This is a genomic window from Mesonia sp. HuA40 (genome assembly GCF_008017835.1).
Lineage (GTDB): Bacteria > Bacteroidota > Bacteroidia > Flavobacteriales > Flavobacteriaceae > Mesonia.
The window spans coordinates 135,750-153,033 of sequence record NZ_VRLT01000028.1 but is presented as its reverse complement, the minus strand read 5'-3'; the positions used below and the strand labels follow the sequence as shown (position 1 = coordinate 153,033).

The 17,284-nt window shown below is 37.9% G+C and carries 12 protein-coding genes and 1 tRNA gene; 6 read left to right on the top strand and 7 right to left on the bottom strand.

The genetic code is table 11. From position 1 onward, the window contains the following. Positions 1-38: 38 nt before the first annotated feature. Entirely contained in the window at positions 39-3,302 is a 3,264-nt protein-coding gene (locus FT993_RS05995) for a zinc-dependent metalloprotease (RefSeq protein ID WP_147861635.1), read from the top strand. An 84-nt stretch (positions 3,303-3,386) separates the two neighbouring features. Here FT993_RS05995 and pth read toward each other — a convergent pair whose 3' ends face one another. The 3 genes from pth to FT993_RS05980 all read right to left on the bottom strand — a co-directional run bounded on the left by pth (position 3,387) and on the right by FT993_RS05980 (position 5,757). After that, entirely contained in the window at positions 3,387-4,016 is a 630-nt protein-coding gene (gene pth / locus FT993_RS05990; protein WP_147861634.1) for an aminoacyl-tRNA hydrolase, read from the bottom strand. A gap of 86 nt (positions 4,017-4,102) precedes the next feature. Continuing rightward, on the bottom strand, positions 4,103-4,738 hold the full coding sequence (locus FT993_RS05985; protein ID WP_147861633.1) for a 50S ribosomal protein L25/general stress protein Ctc: 636 nt from the start codon (positions 4,736-4,738) through the stop codon (positions 4,103-4,105). A gap of 77 nt (positions 4,739-4,815) precedes the next feature. Further along, on the bottom strand, positions 4,816-5,757 hold the full coding sequence (locus tag FT993_RS05980; RefSeq protein ID WP_147861632.1) for a ribose-phosphate pyrophosphokinase: 942 nt from the start codon (positions 5,755-5,757) through the stop codon (positions 4,816-4,818). Between the two features lie 141 nt (positions 5,758-5,898). On the opposite strand from FT993_RS05980, the gene FT993_RS05975 reads away from it, so the two are divergent. The 5 genes from FT993_RS05975 to FT993_RS05955 all read left to right on the top strand — a co-directional run bounded on the left by FT993_RS05975 (position 5,899) and on the right by FT993_RS05955 (position 11,658). Then, a tRNA-Leu gene (locus FT993_RS05975) sits at positions 5,899-5,980 on the top strand. Between the two features lie 637 nt (positions 5,981-6,617). Then, the gene (locus FT993_RS05970) at positions 6,618-8,015 is read left to right on the top strand and encodes an arginine decarboxylase (RefSeq protein ID WP_147861631.1); all 1,398 of its coding nucleotides are present in this window, start codon (positions 6,618-6,620) and stop codon (positions 8,013-8,015) included. Continuing rightward, positions 8,005-8,880, top strand: a complete 876-nt coding sequence (gene speB / locus FT993_RS05965; protein WP_147861630.1) for an agmatinase — start codon at positions 8,005-8,007, stop codon at positions 8,878-8,880. Before FT993_RS05970 ends, speB begins: the two co-directional genes overlap by 11 nt. Before the next feature lie 65 nt (positions 8,881-8,945). Continuing rightward, entirely contained in the window at positions 8,946-9,926 is a 981-nt protein-coding gene (locus FT993_RS05960) for a deoxyhypusine synthase family protein (RefSeq protein WP_147861629.1), read from the top strand. Between the two features lie 199 nt (positions 9,927-10,125). Beyond that, the gene (locus FT993_RS05955) at positions 10,126-11,658 is read left to right on the top strand and encodes a carbon-nitrogen hydrolase family protein (RefSeq protein ID WP_147861628.1); all 1,533 of its coding nucleotides are present in this window, start codon (positions 10,126-10,128) and stop codon (positions 11,656-11,658) included. 33 nt (positions 11,659-11,691) lie between these two features. Here FT993_RS05955 and FT993_RS05950 read toward each other — a convergent pair whose 3' ends face one another. From FT993_RS05950 to FT993_RS05935, 4 genes are all read right to left on the bottom strand, one after another. After that, positions 11,692-13,893 (bottom strand): PepSY domain-containing protein, encoded by a 2,202-nt coding sequence (locus FT993_RS05950; protein WP_147861627.1) that lies wholly within the window; start codon positions 13,891-13,893, stop codon positions 11,692-11,694. A gap of 27 nt (positions 13,894-13,920) precedes the next feature. Next, the gene (locus FT993_RS05945) at positions 13,921-14,400 is read right to left on the bottom strand and encodes a DUF2271 domain-containing protein (RefSeq protein WP_147861626.1); all 480 of its coding nucleotides are present in this window, start codon (positions 14,398-14,400) and stop codon (positions 13,921-13,923) included. 8 nt (positions 14,401-14,408) lie between these two features. Beyond that, positions 14,409-15,893 (bottom strand): ankyrin repeat domain-containing protein, encoded by a 1,485-nt coding sequence (locus tag FT993_RS05940; protein WP_147861625.1) that lies wholly within the window; start codon positions 15,891-15,893, stop codon positions 14,409-14,411. 99 nt (positions 15,894-15,992) lie between these two features. Beyond that, positions 15,993-17,276 (bottom strand): hypothetical protein, encoded by a 1,284-nt coding sequence (locus tag FT993_RS05935; protein ID WP_147861624.1) that lies wholly within the window; start codon positions 17,274-17,276, stop codon positions 15,993-15,995. Positions 17,277-17,284: the final 8 nt, after the last annotated feature.

Here is a 17,284-nt window from a genome sequence, read left to right as displayed (position 1 = left end):
CTGCTTATCTTGTAAATTAGTCGCAAAATTAAACAACTATGAAAGCAAATTTACGAGATGTTTTGAGCATACTTTGTATTTTTTTTAGTTTTTCTTTGTTTGCCCAAACCAATTACTGGAGCAAGGTAAACCAAGAAGAGCTTAGTCAATTCGAAAAAATCAATCGAAAATCGCAACCCGATGGTTATACTTTATACCAATTAAATTGGGATGCTTTAAAAAACAAATTAAAGAAAGCTCCGAAGCATACGCAACAAGCCGATCCTTTAATTCTAGAATTTCCTATGCCTAGTGGTGAATTGGAGCAATTTAGCGTAGTTGAGTTTTCAATTATGGCCGAAGAGCTTCAAGCAAAATATCCTCAAATAAGAACATATAAAGCTAAGGGAATTGATGATCCTACCGCAAGTATGCGTTTTAGTGTTACCCCGCAGGGTTTTCATGCAATGAGCTTATCGGGAAAACGTATGGCCATGTACATCGATCCATATACCACCGATCTAAAGCATTATATTGTTTTTGCTCGGGAGGCTTTAAGTGGGCAAGTATCTGATTTTTCTTGTTTAATGGATAATGAGCCGTTAATACCCACTTTGGTACGCGGCGAAAACCAACAAACTATGGCCGCCAATGATAGCCAGTTGCGTACTTATAGATTAGCGCTTTCTTGCACAGCCGAATACGGGAATATTTTTGCTACTAGTACGGCTACAGCAAAAGCTGATATTCAAGCCCAAATGGCTGTGAGTATTAACCGTGTAAATGAGATTTATGAGCGAGATCTGGCTATTACTTTACAGTTTATTCCCAATAACGATGCTTTGATTTATTTTGGTTCTACCTCTGCAGACCCTTGGTCTAATGAATTTAATCAAACCACGCAAAATACTATTGATAATACCATAGGGAATGCCAATTATGATATCGGACACAATTTCAATACCACGGGTGGTGGTAACGCGGGTTTTATAGGCGGCGTTTGTGTAAGCGGACAAAAAGGTAGTGCTTACACTGGTAGTAATAATCCGGTAGGTGATGCCTTTTATATCGACTATGTTGCCCACGAAATGGGGCATCAATTCGGTGGGTATCATACTATGAATATATGTAGTCGTAGTGGAGATGGAACCACCGAGGTGGAGCCAGGAAGTGGAAGCTCAATTATGGGTTATGCAGGAATATGTGCGCCTAATGTTCAAAATAACTCTGATGCCCACTTTAATTATGTGAATATTCGTGATATTGCCGATAATATAAAAAACGGTCCGAGTAGCTCTTGTGCGCAAATTACAACTTTGGCCAATACTGCTCCTGTAGCCGATGCAGGTTCAGACTATACCATACCAAAATCTACTGCTTTTGTTTTAGAAGGTAGCGCTACAGATGTAGACGGTACGGCAAGCCTTACTTATAACTGGTCACAAAATGATCCAGAGCCGGCACCCGGTAATGGGCAACCTCAACCTACTTGGGTAGATGGGCCGCTATACCGGTCTATTTTACCTACCTCATCTCCTAAACGTTATATGCCAAGATTGAGCGAGGTAATTGCGGGTAATTTAACCCCAACTTGGGAAGTAACCCCTTCTGTGGGTAGGGAGTTGAACTTTGCTCTTACTGTACGAGATAATGCTAATAACTTTGCCAATGGAATCGGGCAAACCGATACCGATTTGATGAAAGTTACCGTAGCTAATAACGCTGGTCCGTTTGTGGTAACTTCTCAAAATCAATCAGGGATAACCTGGAATATAGGAAGCTCGCAAGCCATCACTTGGGATGTAGCTAATACAGATGTAGCACCGGTTTTGGCAACCGAAGTAGATATTCTATTGAGTATTGATGGCGGGCAAAACTTTAATCAAGTGATTGCACAAAACCAGCCTAATACAGGAAATGCCTTAATAACCGTACCTAACGTAGGAAATGTTGCCAATGCCCGATTAATGGTAAAGGCCAGTAACTCTATTTTTTATGCGGTGAATACCAATAGCTTTGCTATTCAAGAGGTAGATTATGTATTAGCTTTTAATTCATTATTTCAAGAAGTTTGTTTGCCTAATACAGCCAATTACACCTTTACTTATAACACCTTTAATGGTTACAGTCAAAATACTACCTTTAGTGTGAGTAATTTACCAACTGGTGCTACCGCTATTTTTACTCCAAACGCGGCGACCAGCACTGGCACGCAAGTTGATTTAGCATTGAGCAATTTGAGTGGTATAAGCGTGGGAGAATATACTTTTAATGTAAAAGCAACCTCTAATGGGGTAACTCAAGAATACCCTTTGGTTCTAGGAGTATATGACAACAATGCGGTAACACCTACTTTGCTCACTCCTGTACAAGGCGCTACTGATGTAGAAACTCCTAACGTGCTTACTTGGAGTAATGAGAGTAATGCTTCTTCTTATCAATTGCAAATAGCAGAAGATGCTAATTTTACTACCTTATTGGTAGACGAGACTTTAAGCGATAATAATTATACCTTTGCCGGTCAAAACGAAACAACTTACTACTGGCGAGTAAAAGCAACCAATGCTTGTGCAGCATTCTCTTACTCTGCTGCCAATAGCTTTACTACAGAATCTTGTGATATTTGTCCGTCTTCCGGCGACAGCCAATCGCCAGTTGCCATTACCGAGGTAAACTTTAATACCATTAGTAATGTATCGGGTAAATCTGGAGGTTATAGCGACTTTACGAGTCTGACCACTCAAGTTGACAAAGGACAAAGTTACACCCTAAGTGTTCGCGGTGATGCCGGAGGATCAAACTTTATTGCAGGAGTGTATGCTTATATAGATTGGAATCAAAACTGTGTTTTTGATGCGAATGAAAGATATGATCTTGGCGGTGTAGTTGGTGCTAGCCAAAGTACCAATTCGCCAATAAATATTACTGTGCCTAATGACGCCGTAGAAGGATCAACAATTATGCGTGTATCTACAGAATTCTTTGCCTATCCTAATGATTGTGCCGTAGGTTTTACCGGTGAGGTAGAAGATTATACCGTTGTGGTAAATACTTTAGGTTTGAATGAGAATGATTTGGCACGTCAATTCAAAGTATGGCCTAACCCTAATGAGGGAGCATTTAATCTACAATATACTGGTGAAGGATCATTAAAAGTTCAGGTGTATGATGTTGCCGGTAGGCTTATTTATAGAAGAGATTTTAAAGAGAATCCTCAGACAGGTTTTAAGGTAAACCTGCCAACCGCTCAAACCGGAGTGTATTTCTTAAAGGCGAGTACAAGCAATAATCAAACTATAAACAGAAAAATTATTGTGCGTTAATATAGTGAAATTTATAATAAACAAAAATCCGCTAAAGCTTAATGCGCTGCAGCGGATTTTTTTTGTTATACCAGCAAGAAAAAGCTATTTATTGTTAAAAGCATTCATTGTATTGGCTAGCGTGGTAGTGCCAAAAGACTGTATGGCTTTTACGGCTTGGTCTAGGCGTTCGGGTAGATGTTTTTGTTCTTGAGGAGACCACTCGCCCAAGACATAGTCTATTTGTTTACCCTTAGAAAAACTATCGCTTATTCCAAACCTAAAGCGGTTGTATTTACTGGTATTTAGTTTATCTTGAATGTCTTTTAGTCCGTTATGACCGCCATCACTACCTTTGCTTTTAATGCGAATTGTACCAAACTCAAGATTTAAATCATCGGTAACTACCAAAAGGTTCTCGATATCTATTTTTTCTTTTTCCAGCCAATAGCGCACTGCTTTACCGCTTAAATTCATATAGGTATTGGGTTTAAGCAAGACAAAGGGTCGGCCTTTGTACTTGTAGGTGCAAATATCACCTAATTTATCGGTGGTGAAGCTTAAATTTTCTTGTTCTGCCAGGTGATCTAATATTTTAAAACCAATATTATGTCTGGTATTGGCGTATTTTATTCCAGGGTTACCAAGGCCTACGATAAGTGACTTTTTCATTTCCTTTACGGATTTTTTTTTCGTTTTCTTATTGTTAAGTATTCTTCCAAAAAAGGCAAGCATAGGTTTATTTTTATAATAGGAACTATAAAAATAAAAAAAAGCACCTTAGATAAATAAGGTGCTTTCTATTTATTTAAAGAAAGTGCTTAATCGTCGTTAGAAGCAGCTGCAGCACCTACCTTATCGGTTTCTGTAGAAGGTACATCTTCATCTTCATCTTCATCAGCTCCAGCTACCACATTACGAGAAGTTCTCACTTGGCAAATAACCGTGTTATCTGGGTGCATAATGGTGTAATCATCAGAAGTTACCGCGGTAACATATAATTTGTTTCCGATTTTTAATGGGGTAACGTCAGCAACGATATAATCAGGTAAGTTTTTGGCTAAACCTCTTACACGCATTCTACGTAAGTTGAAACGTAAAACACCACCATTTTTAACTCCTTTAGCAACTCCTTCAGAGTGTACAGGAATCTCCATAGTAATTTCTTGATCGTCACCAAACTCATAGAAATCCATATGTAAGATTTCATCGGTTACTGGGTGAAACTGAATGTCTTGTAAAACCGCATTGTGCTTTTGTCCATCTAGTTCTAAAACAACAGTATGAACGTCTGGAGTGTAAACCAAACTGTTAAACGCAATTGTGGGTGCTGAAAAATGTACAGGTTGATCTCCTCCGTATAATACGCAAGGAACCTCTCCAGCATTACGTAGGGCTTTAGTAGCTTTTTTTCCTACGCTTTCTCTTTTAGATCCGTTGATCGTAATTGACTTCATTTGTAAAAAATTTAATTAATTATATTTATTGTTGTTCTAGTTTAGCCATCTTCTTTAAGAAGATTTAGAACAGGCTTTTACATTAAAAATTTTGAGCTGATGGATTTGTTCTCGTGAACGGCTTTCATCACATCGGCAAATAAGCGGGCGCAAGATACAACTTTTATTTTTTTGCATTCTTGTTTTAGAGGAATAGAATCGGTAACAATTAATTCTTCTAATTTAGAGTTGGCGATACGCTCGTATGCATTGCCCGAAAGTATAGGGTGTGTACATATAGCACGAACGCTTATTGCACCGCGTTCAATCATCACATCGGCTGCTTTGGTTAAAGTTCCGGCGGTGTCTACCATATCGTCTACTAATACAACGTTCTTACCTTCAACATCACCAATAAGCTCCATATGAGAAATCACATTGGCTTTTGCTCGTTGTTTATAACAAATTACCACATCGCTTTCTAGGGCTTTTGAATATGCATAAGCCCTTTTAGATCCACCCATATCTGGCGAAGCTACGGTTAGATTTTTCAAATTTAAATCTTGCAAATAAGGTAGAAAAACAGTTGAGGCAAAGAGGTGATCAACAGGTTTTTCGAAAAAACCTTGAATTTGATCGGCGTGAAGATCCATTGTTATCACTCTTGTGGCACCAGCGGTTTCTAACATTTTGGCAACCAGTTTAGCTGCAATTGGTACCCGTGGTTTATCTTTTCGGTCTTGTCTTGCCCAACCAAAATAAGGTAATACCGCCGTAATATGTCTTGCCGAAGCGCGTTTTGCAGCATCGAGCATCAAGAGCATTTCCATAAGATGGTCACTGCCAGGATGAGTAGAGCCGATTATAAAAACACGATCTCCTCGTACAGACTCTTCAAAAGAAGGTTGAAATTCACCGTCACTATAGGTTGAGGTAATGACATTACCAAGTTCAATTCCGTATTCTTCAGCTATTTTTTTGGCTAAGGTTTCGCTTTGTGAGCAAGCAAAAAGTTTTGCATCGGGTAGCGCGTGTGTCATAAGTGCTTATTTTTCTTTAAGTTATCTGCTTGAAGCAGCGAATAATAAGGTTGCAAATTTAAGGATTTTATTTTAGTTGAAAAGAATTCTTTTTGTTTATTTGAAAATGAAAAAAAAGTTTTAAATTTGCGCATCCATTTTGCTCAAGTGGCGGAACTGGTAGACGCGCTGGATTCAAAATCCAGTTTCTTCGGAAGTGCGGGTTCGATTCCCGCCTTGAGTACAAAAGACGAAACCCCTTGTATTTACAGGGGGTTTCAGCGTTTTATACGGGTATAGTTTACCTTGTAAAAAACGTACAAATTGCAAAGTGAACCTAAACGAACCTATTAGAATAGAAATAGTTTTGGCTAAAGTAAGCCGGCGCCACAAAAAGCTACTGCATTGTACTTATTAAAAAGAGATAATTTATTGACTAAATTGGATACCTCTAATTCAAGTCATTTAATTCAAGTCATTCCTCTATACTTGTTTTGTCGCTTTATAATAGTTGTCGACGCTAAATTTTTATGCCTTAGCGGTGATGTGATAATTGGGTTATTTAAATGAGTAAGTTTATAGATATTCAAAAATTGAAATAAGTTTTTGATGTAAAGCAATAGTTTACTTTGCTGAAAAACAGAAATTTATAAGCGTGTTACGTGGTGATTTTGGAGTGTATAAAATTATTTAAATTTTAACATTTACACTGTTTTTTTATTTATAAAAAAGTATTCCATTTGTACTTATAAACGCGTCTGATATAAGGCTCTAATTTCTTACAAGATAAAATTCGTTAAGCGTACTATTTTTTTATTTCTGCAATAGTATTTATATATTTAAATAATTAAAATATTGACGATTTACCCTTTACACATTCAATGAACACAAAATACATCGATTTAATCGAACAAACTTTTGATTTTCCTCAAGATGAATTTCAATTGCAAAATGATCAACTCCGGTTCCACGGAATAGATCTGATGGGTTTAATCAAGGAGTACGGAGCTCCTTTAAAATTCACCTATCTTCCTAAAATTTCAGAAAACATTCAACGAGCTAAAAGCTGGTTCAATGGTGCCATAGAGAAACACGCTTACCCAGCGAGTTATAATTACTGTTATTGTACCAAAAGTTCGCACTTTAAGCACGTTTTGCACGAAGCTTTGCGCAACGATATCCATATTGAGACTTCCTCGGCTTTTGATATCGATATAGTGCAAAACTTGAAAAAGCAAGGTAAAATCAACGAAAAAACCTATGTAATTTGCAATGGTTTTAAACGCGATCAATACATTAAAAACATCGCTCAGTTGATTAATGAAGGACATGAAAATTGTATCCCAGTAATCGATAATTATGAGGAGATAGCATTGTTAACCAATCAAACGCATAAAGATTTTAAAATCGGTATCCGTATCGCTTCAGAAGAAGAACCTAAATTTGAGTTCTATACTTCACGTCTAGGTATTGGTTATAAAAATATTGTTCCGTTTTACGAAGATCAAATCAAGCATAATGACCAAATAGAACTTAAAATGCTTCATTTTTTCATCAACACAGGTATCCGTGACAACGCTTATTATTGGAATGAACTTCAAAAATGTTTGCGTGTGTATACGCGTTTAAAGAAAATATGTCCTACGCTAGATAGCTTAAATATTGGAGGCGGGTTTCCTATTAAAAATTCGCTTGGGTTTGATTATGATTATGCTTATATGGCCGATGAGGTAATAAATCAAATTAAATTATTCTGTGAAGAAGAAAATGTAGCTCCGCCACATATTTTTACCGAGTTTGGCAGTTTTACTGTTGGAGAAAGTGGAGGCGCCATTTATGAGATTTTATATCAAAAACAACAAAACGATCGCGAAAAGTGGAATATGATTAACTCATCATTCATTACCACCTTACCCGATTCTTGGGCCATTAATAAACGTTTTATTATGCTGCCCATCAACCGGTGGAACGATCGCTATGAACGGGTGCTTTTAGGTGGTCTAACTTGTGATTCTGATGATTACTACAACTCAGAACAGCATATGAATGCCATTTATTTACCGCGCTATGATAGAGAAAAACCTTTGTATATTGGGTTTTTTAATACCGGCGCTTATCAAGAAACAATTGGGGGTTTTGGCGGTTTGCAACATTGTTTAATACCGGCGCCCAAACATCTGCTAATACAAAAAAATAAAGACGGCAGTCTTTCTACACAACTCTTTAAAGAACAACAAAAAAGTGAAGACTTACTTAAAATTTTAGGTTATGAGCACTAAAAGAAACTATGCGGGAATTCCCGATAAATATGCACGTATAGATGATGCCAAAGTGGTATTAATACCTGTGCCTTACGATGGTACCAGTACCTGGCAAAAAGGTGCAGATAAAGGTCCAGCTGCATTTTTGGAGGCTTCTGAGAATATGGAGCTATATGATATAGAAACCCAAAGTGAGGTATATAAACAAGGTATTTACTTAGCTCCTGCTGTTTCAGAAAATTCTTCACCAGAAAAAATGGTCGAGAGCGTTTATAAAACGGTAAAAAACTACTTGAAACAAGATAAATTTGTTACGCTTTTTGGCGGGGAACATTCGGTGTCTATTGGTAGTATTCGTGCTTTCAGCGAAAGCTTTGAAGAGCTAAGTGTAGTTCAAATCGACGCTCACGCCGATTTGCGTAAAAGTTATGATGGTTCAAGTTGTAATCACGCTTGTGCATTGCACGAGGCCAGTAAAAACACCAACCTTATTCAAGTAGGAATACGATCGATGGATGTTTCTGAAAAAGAGTTCATGGACGAAACTCGGGTGTATTTTGCTCACGATTTGTACGAAGACTGGATGGATGACGCTATAGGGCAAATGACTCCTAATGTTTTTATCACCATAGATCTAGATGCCTTTGACCCTTCTATATTACCTGCAACAGGAACCCCAGAGCCCGGTGGATTACTATGGTATGAAACCTTAGATTTTTTGAAGATGATTTTTAAAACAAAAAATGTAGTCGGTTTTGATATCGTAGAACTTTGCCCCAATGAAAATCATAAAGCTTCCGACTTTTTAGCGGCAAAATTATATTATAAGATGCTGAGTTATAAATTTAATGCTTCTAAACTGAGAGAAGCCGATGAATATTAAAATGAACTAAATAATTCTGTAAAGCAGTAGCTTTTAAGAAACTTTTTAGTGTAAAAATTACCACCATGAATAAACCTATTTCACAATTTATAGAAAAATATTTCTTGCATTTTAATGCTGCTAGTTTAGTTGATGCCGCCAAAGGTTATGAAAAGCAACTCGAGCAGGGATCAAAGATGTTAGTTTCCTTAGCAGGGGCAATGAGTACGGCAGAACTGGGTAAAATCTTCGCCGAAATGATTCGTCAAAACAAAGTGCATATCATCTCTTGTACCGGCGCTAATTTAGAAGAAGATATCATGAATTTAGTGGCGCATTCACATTACAAACGGGTACCTAATTATCGCGATTTAACCCCGCAAGATGAATGGGATTTACTTGAGAAAGGACTCAATAGAGTTACCGATACTTGTATTCCCGAAGAAGAAGCTTTTAGACGTATTCAAGAGCATATTGTAAAAATTTGGAAGGATGCAGAGGCCAATGGCGAGCGCTACTTTCCGCACGAGTATATGTACAAGCTTTTACTTTCTGGTGTTTTAGAAGAACACTATGAAATTGATATCAAAGATTCTTGGATGTATGCCGCAGCAGAGAAAAATTTACCTATAGTGGTACCCGGTTGGGAAGATAGTACTATGGGAAATATCTTTGCTAGCTACGTAGTTAAAGGTGAATTAAAAGCATCTACCGTAAAATCTGGAATCGAGTATATGACTTTCCTAGCCGATTGGTATACAGAAAACACAAAACCAGAGGCGTCTAATGGTATTGGCTTTTTTCAAATAGGAGGAGGTATTGCTGGTGATTTTCCTATTTGTGTGGTACCAATGCTTTACCAAGATTTAGAACGAACCGATACTCCGTTTTGGAGTTATTTTTGCCAGATTTCAGATTCTACCACTAGCTATGGCTCATACTCTGGTGCTGTGCCTAACGAGAAAATCACTTGGGGTAAACTCGATATTTATACCCCGAAATATATCATCGAGAGCGATGCTACCATCGTAGCTCCCTTAATTTTCGCCTACTTATTGGGCATGTAATTTCTACTTCTATGCAAAAAGAAATTGCTGTGAAGCCCATTGACGATAATTAACCAACAAGCAATTGAAAATAATGTTCAATTGCTTGTTTTAAATGAGATCTACTTTTTTCTTTCAATATAAAGCGCCTTAAACCTATATCTACTATTGTTTCCTTAACACTTTCCGCGAAAAAACATTTGTCTTAAACTGTATATTAATGAATAACCAAGCTCCTCATATAGAATTGCGCTACCTGTCTTTAAACGATTTTGAAGACTTAAAAGAAGTTTTTATCGAAATTTATGGCGATGCACCCGATGCGTATTGGAAAAAAGAAGAGTTAAGAGAATTGCTTAAAACTTTCCCTAAGGGGCAAGTCGTAGTAATGGTTAACGGGAATCTAGCCGGTTGTGCCTTCTCTATTGTTGTCGATTCTAAAAAGCTAGACGAGAAACATACCTATGAAGATGTGGTGGGTGATGCCAAGTTTAAAAATCATACGCTAAATGGCGATATGCTTTACGGAATTGATATCATCATAAAAAAAGAATTTCGAGGTTTGCGTTTAGGAAGACGACTGTATGATTACCGCAAAGAGCTGTGCGAACAACTCAATTTAAAAGCGATTGTCTTTGGTGGTAGATTGCCTAATTATCACAAATACGCCCAAGAACTAACGCCTAAAGTTTATTTAGAAAAAGTACGCAGTTGCGAGATTGAAGATCCTGTGCTTAACTTTCAATTGGCCAATGACTTTAGACCTGTAAGAATTCTGTCTAATTATTTAGAAGGAGACCAGCAGTCAAAAGAGTATGCGGTATGGCTACAATGGGATAATATTTACTACACCAAAGACAGCAGTAGGCCTATGCCTACCAAAACAGAGGTACGTTTAGGCTTGGTACAGTGGCAAATGCGCTCATATAACAGTTTAGAAGAACTGCTGCATCAAGTAGAGTACTTTGTAGAATCTCTTTCGGGCTACCGATCAGATTTTGCGCTGTTCCCCGAGTTTTTTAACGCGCCTTTAATGGCAAAATACAATCATTTATCAGAAGCCGAGGCAATTCGTGAATTAGCGGCCTATACACAGCCTATAAAAGAAAAAATGATGCAGCTTGCCGTGAGTTATAATATTAATATTATTACCGGGAGTATGCCAGAAATTATAGAGGACAAGCTATACAATGTGGGTTATTTGTGTAAAAGAGACGGCCTCGCCGAGCAGTTTAAAAAAATTCATGTGACTCCAGATGAGGCCCAAATTTGGGGTTTGCAAGGCGGACAAGAATTTCAGGTTTTTGATACAGACTGTGGTAAAATAGGAATATTAATCTGTTACGATGTTGAATTCCCAGAGCTTTCGCGGATTTTAGCTCTAGAGGGGATGCAAATTTTATTTATTCCTTTTTTAACCGATACCCAGAACGGATACTCACGCGTAAAACTTTGCGCCCAGGCCCGCGCAGTAGAAAACGAATGCTATGTGGCCATTGCAGGTAGTATAGGTAATTTACCAAAGGTGCATAATATGGATATTCAATATGCACAATCTGCTGTTTTTACCCCTTCAGATTTTAAATTTCCGTATGATGGGATAAAGGCCGAAACCACACCCAATACCGAAATGATTTTGATAGCCGATGTAGATCTTGATGCCTTACGCGATTTGCATAATTTTGGAAGCGTAAAAAACCTAAAAGATAGAAGAGAAGAGCTTTATGTGCTTAAGCGAAAAAAATTAACCTAGCACAATTAAATAAGTTGGCAGGTTTAAGCATATTTAATAACAATCCATTTTAAGCTGTTTTCTGCTCTCATAATAGCAAAGTGCTTTTTGGTTATGCGTGAGCGCAATTTTGTTGAGACACGCTAAAACCGCCTCCTGCATTACTACTGAGCCGCAAATCATAAAAACAGCCTTGTTTTTTAGCGCTTCGGCAATAAATGAGGCATCCCTCATCAACAGGTCTTGAACATAACATTTCTCTTGATTAGTTTCACGCGAGAAAGCCAAATTTAAAGTAGATAAGCTACCCTCTTTTTGGGCACGTTCTAGATGCTCTCGATAAGGAGAAAATTGCTTTTGATTGCGGCCACCCCAATATAAGCATACCTGTTGTTTGGACTGCTGAAGCATACCTAAAAAAGGGCCAACACCAGTACCCGTGGCTAGCATTATAACTTGTTTTGCGCGTTTTGGTAAATGAAAGTTTTTGTTTTTCACCAAACCAGCGCTTAGCTCGTTGTTTATATTTAATTGATACAGCCAGTTAGAGACTACACCAAATTCATGTCGTTTTACCGCAATTAACATTTCATTGTCTTTAGATTTTCCAATAGAATACAAACGTTCGCGTTCATCTTCTGGTGGAACTATCGATAACAAATCTCCCGATTTAAATTTTAACCTCCCTTTGGGCTTTAAACTAAGTAAAAAGCTAGCGTCTAAGCCTAGTCCTTCTTTTATGTTTTGCGTGCAAATTAATTGTTGTTGCTTTATTTTTCTTGGTTTGACGATGTTTTTGGGTATTCTAGCAGGAATATTTAACCTATTGCACCAATCTATCATCCAAGTTTTAAAAGCTTCGGTAGATTGGTTGTTTATGCTAGTGTAAGGCATTTCTTCCTTAAAGTAATTTGTTTCGCTTAAAGCGGATTGCACTTCTTTAGCAAATGCACAAAAATGTGGGTAGCTTCTCGAACCAAAACCCAAAACAGTAAAACCAATTTTATTTAATGTATGCTGTTTTTGTAACTGTTTTAGAAATTTTTGAGCGTTGCTAGGTGCTTCACCATTTCCGTAGGTGGCGGTCATAACTATTAAATGCTTAAGTTTAGGGTTTAGTTGCACTTGGTTCATCTCTGCCAAGTAAACTTTCTCTCCCAGCCGGATCAATTCCGCGTAAAGCGCTTTTGCAAAATTGAAAGTAGTACCACCTTCAGACCCAACTAAAATAAGGTGGGAACAATCTTTAAGCGCATAATGATTCTTAATTTTTCCCGATTGCCTAGACCACATAATTTTAAAGCCAGAATAAATAAAAAACAAGATTCCTATACTAGCCAGAATGAGTAGTAAAGACCAGACCAGACTACCTTGGCCTGTATGCAGTACCAAACTATAATGTGCTAAAACGTGGCTTATAGGGTAGGTGTGCGCACTGATGATTTCCCCGTTAAACTGATTGACTATAAAGTGTTGTGTGCGGGTTTGTAAACTGAAATAATCTTCGGGAAAAGGCGAGAAAGGAAATTCTAAGCGTTTTAAATCGCCTAATACGGTCTCATTAAAGATTGCAAACTCAGTTATTTTTTGTGGTTGGCTATCTTGCCATTTGTGCTCATCTAATTGATGTTGTGCGTCGCTGGTGGTGATGAGGTTAAATTGAATTAAGCTAAGATAGGCTCCGCTTAGAGCGATAATTAAAATGGGTAGCAATAACCAACGTCCTAAGAGGGCATGCCATAACGGATAAAATTTGTCTTTAATTATGGGTTTAAACCATTTTTTAAATCCGCCTTGGCGTTTACTAACGAGAAAAATTCCGCTTAAAGCGATAAAAAACAACACAAAAGCAGTTAAACCGATAAGAAAACGCCCCGTAGATTTTAAGAATAAAGAGCGGTGTAGGGTTTTTGCCCATAAATAGATAGGTTTTTCGGGCTCTTTAACCGCTAAAACCTCCCCGGTGAGCGGATTGATAAAAACCTCTTGGTTTTCACCCTCGGCATTCACCACCGATGCCAATACGCCACCGTTGTTGTCTACCTCTAACCAAAGTATTTCTTCTTGAGATTGGTTGAGCTTATCAAGCGTGCTAGCTAGGCTAATATCTTCTAGGGAGAAGCGGTTGTGTTGTTGCAGCTTTTGATCTATAGGCGCTAGCCCGAGTATGATTCCGGTTAAACTGGCCAATGCCAGAAACAGAAAACTTACCCAGGCTAAGGCCAAGTGAATTAATCTCCAAGGGGATATGCTCATACAAGCGCTCGTCTAACTTTTGTTGCTTTATTTTTGTTCGAGTAGGCGTACGTACCGTATGTAGCCTTTACCTTCTTGTTTTTGTTTTAGGTTTTCTTTGGTGAGCTCAAACTCCAAGTCTGTTGCAAAATAATCTTGATCTTCTACAGCGGTTTCAAATCTTAGCTTGTAACCTGCATCAATGTTGTGTGTGGGTATTTCAAGTATTTTTATGGCACGCTCCCCACCGCTTATGGTGGCTCCCGTTATAGCGTCTATACTTTCGGTCTTTTTTTGCCAATGAGCATACCATTGAGGAAGGTCTTTGTACCACTCTGAGTCATCGCCTAAAACTTGTAAGGTTTTTTGGTATTCGTTGGCTTGGTTTACCACCGATACTACCACATAAGCTCCTTCTCCTTCATAATTCTTTAACTGAATGAGACATTTGTATGAGGAGCTAGTGTTGGTGTTAAAAGCCATTAAGGCTAATAGAAATATACTAAGTATTGCAGATTTGATTCGCATAACTTGATTTATGATTTTAAAAATTGGATGTTTTCATTCTTTAGCAGCTCGTTTTCACGTGCCATGTCATAGGCGGTTTCTTCAAAAAGCGTTTTAATGCTTGGGTTGGCACCGCGTTTCACTAATTCTTTCAACATTTTGCTGTCTTTTGCCGTTAAGCTTATTTTATGAAGTAAGGTTACTCCCTCGTCATTTTGGGCGTTGATATCAACCCCCTCTTGCAACAATGCGTCGATCAAGTTGAGGTCTTCTTTTTCGGCAGCTAAATGCAATAGGGTATTCCCTTTACCTTGTTTTGCTTTAAAGTCAAGATTTTTAGCTTTAAGCAATTCCCATTTTTTATAAAAATCTTCTTTTGACCGCGCTGAGTATCCTGAAATCAAATGACCCAGTAGGGTTCTTTGGTCTTGACTAACGGTATTGGTATGCGCTCCGTTTTCTAATAATAGCGCTACTATCTCTGCGCCATTGTTTCGCACGGCTAAAGTCAATGCACTTTCACCTGCTTTATTGGTGTGGTTAATGCTTTTACTGTGGTCTAGCACAAAATTAACCACTGGTAAATTATTTTGAGAAGCAGCATATAGTAAAACGGTATTCCCATGATTATCTATAGCGTCTATATCAACTTTTCTAGAGAAAAAGTAATCGAGGTTTTCTGGGTGTGAATTATTTTTTGCCAGGTAATGGAGTATGTTTTTGTTTTCCTGATCTTTTTGATGCGGGTCAAGCTCTAGAGTATTCAAGTATTTAAAAAACTCAAGTTTATTATCGCCTGCACGGCTACTGCTTGCTGCTTGATGAAACAAATTGGTATTATCTTTATTAATGTCTTTATAAGCTACTCCTTTACGGATTAGTTCGGTCATTATTTTTTTATTACCGGTTACCGCTGCATAATCGACAGCATTTTTTCCAGTGTTGTCGGTATGATTTAACATTAATCCTTTTTTGATGAAGTAGTCTAAAATTGACCAGTCTTTTGCCGTCCCTGCCAAAACTAAAAGAGCGTTTATTCCTTTGGGATTTGCATAGGCTGGATCAACTCCATTTTTAATTAAGATATCATAAACCGCCGTGTTTTCAAGTCCAGCCCGTGCCGCAAACATAATTGGGCTATACAGGCGGTTATCAAAAACTTTTGGGTTTGCTCCCTTTTTAAATAAATAATCGAGCAGGGCCACATTGCCTTTATTGGCTGCCCAAAAAATATAGGTGCGTTTGTCGTGGGTAAGTTTATTTACTTCGTTTCCTGGTAGCTCTAAAAGGTATTTAATACTAGCATTAGAAACTTTATTAAGAATGGCGTAGCTTACGGCATCAAAACCGCGAGAGTTTAAAGCAGTTGGACTGTTACCTTCCTTTATTTTTGCTTCAATGGTGGTGATATCGGGATTTTGTTTCCAGAAATCGGCAGACCAAAAAATATTATCTTGTGCATTTGCCGATAAACTCAGAAAAAGTATCAGGCTTATTTGAAGTAAATGTTTCATAATGTGTTATGTCTAATTTTGATAATTGTAAAAGTCGGACTTTTATAAAAACCTGCTCCATTTTTAGAGCAGGTTTTTGTTTTTAGTTTTGGGTATTTTTTAATAAACCCCTAAGTAAAATGAATCTGCTCCGTTTTCTAGCTGTGCACCAACTTCAAAAGCATCTGGCGAAGTGCTATTAGGATCAAACTTATAGATGTTTCCCTTTTGCCCTAATGGGGTAATGGCCATATAAAATTTACCATCTCTACCTACCACACCCGATTGGTAGTACCACATCCATAGGTTATTAGGAAGGTTTAATTTGGTAGCTGTTTGGTTATAAATATCAATACGTGCTACTCCCCAAGCGGCTTCTTCTTTTCCTCGACCTTTGCTAGCATCGTAAAAAGGAACGTAACCGATTCCGTTACCTACATAGAACCAACCGTTTGCACCCACTTTGGCCATTCCTAAGGCATTAGCTAAATCAAATGAGTAGGTGTTGTCGTAGGTTTCGTTACTTATTTTTAAAAGCTTAGCAGGGTTGCTAGTTAAATGGTAAATATCACCTTGCTCGTCACCGTGATAGACAGGAGTTCTGTATCCATAAGTAGAACCTTGAGCATTTTCAGATTGTAAAAATTGTAAATTGGTCAATTCAGGATAATCTACCACCATAGTAGTTGCTTTATAGGTTTCTGGGTTTACGTTTTCACCCGTAGCAGGATCAAACTGGCGCATTGCCACCCCATAGTAAGCCTTTCCGTTTTTGATAGTCGGGTTATCTATTCTCCAGATATGGTAGTTATCCTCAAAACTTGGTATTTCCAATACGCTTTTTTCTTCTAAACTCATATTCTCTAAACCAATATTCTGTAATACCGCCTCAGACTTAGTGTAGGTATAGTTCTCGTTCTCATCGTATTGGTTTTCGGTGTTAATTGTATGCACCAAGGCATTGTCTTTGCTTACCACTGTCCAACGCGGGTAGGCGGTACCCATTGCTACCTGAACGTTAGTTTCGGCTAATTGGGTATAATTAGACCCGCCATTTACTTGGTATTTATAAATCATACCGCCACCATAGCTAAGGTTATATAAAAATTCACCTGACGGAGATCCGTAGATTCTAGCTGTTCTTACCGAAGGAACTTCAAAACCTTTACCATTAAAACTGATGTTACCCTCAGAGATGTTTTCAAGTGCCTGTGCGTAGGTTCCCGAGTTACCTTCAGAACTTACACCAAAAACCACATTGTAATAGGATTGGTTCCCAACAGGCGGAGTGGTTTTGCTGCCGTTATCATCATCAGAATCACAGCTAAACAAGCTAAGCGAAATGCCAATAGCGGCAAGCAAATTAATTTTACTTTTACTAAAAAAGGTGTTTTTAAAAATCATATTATTTA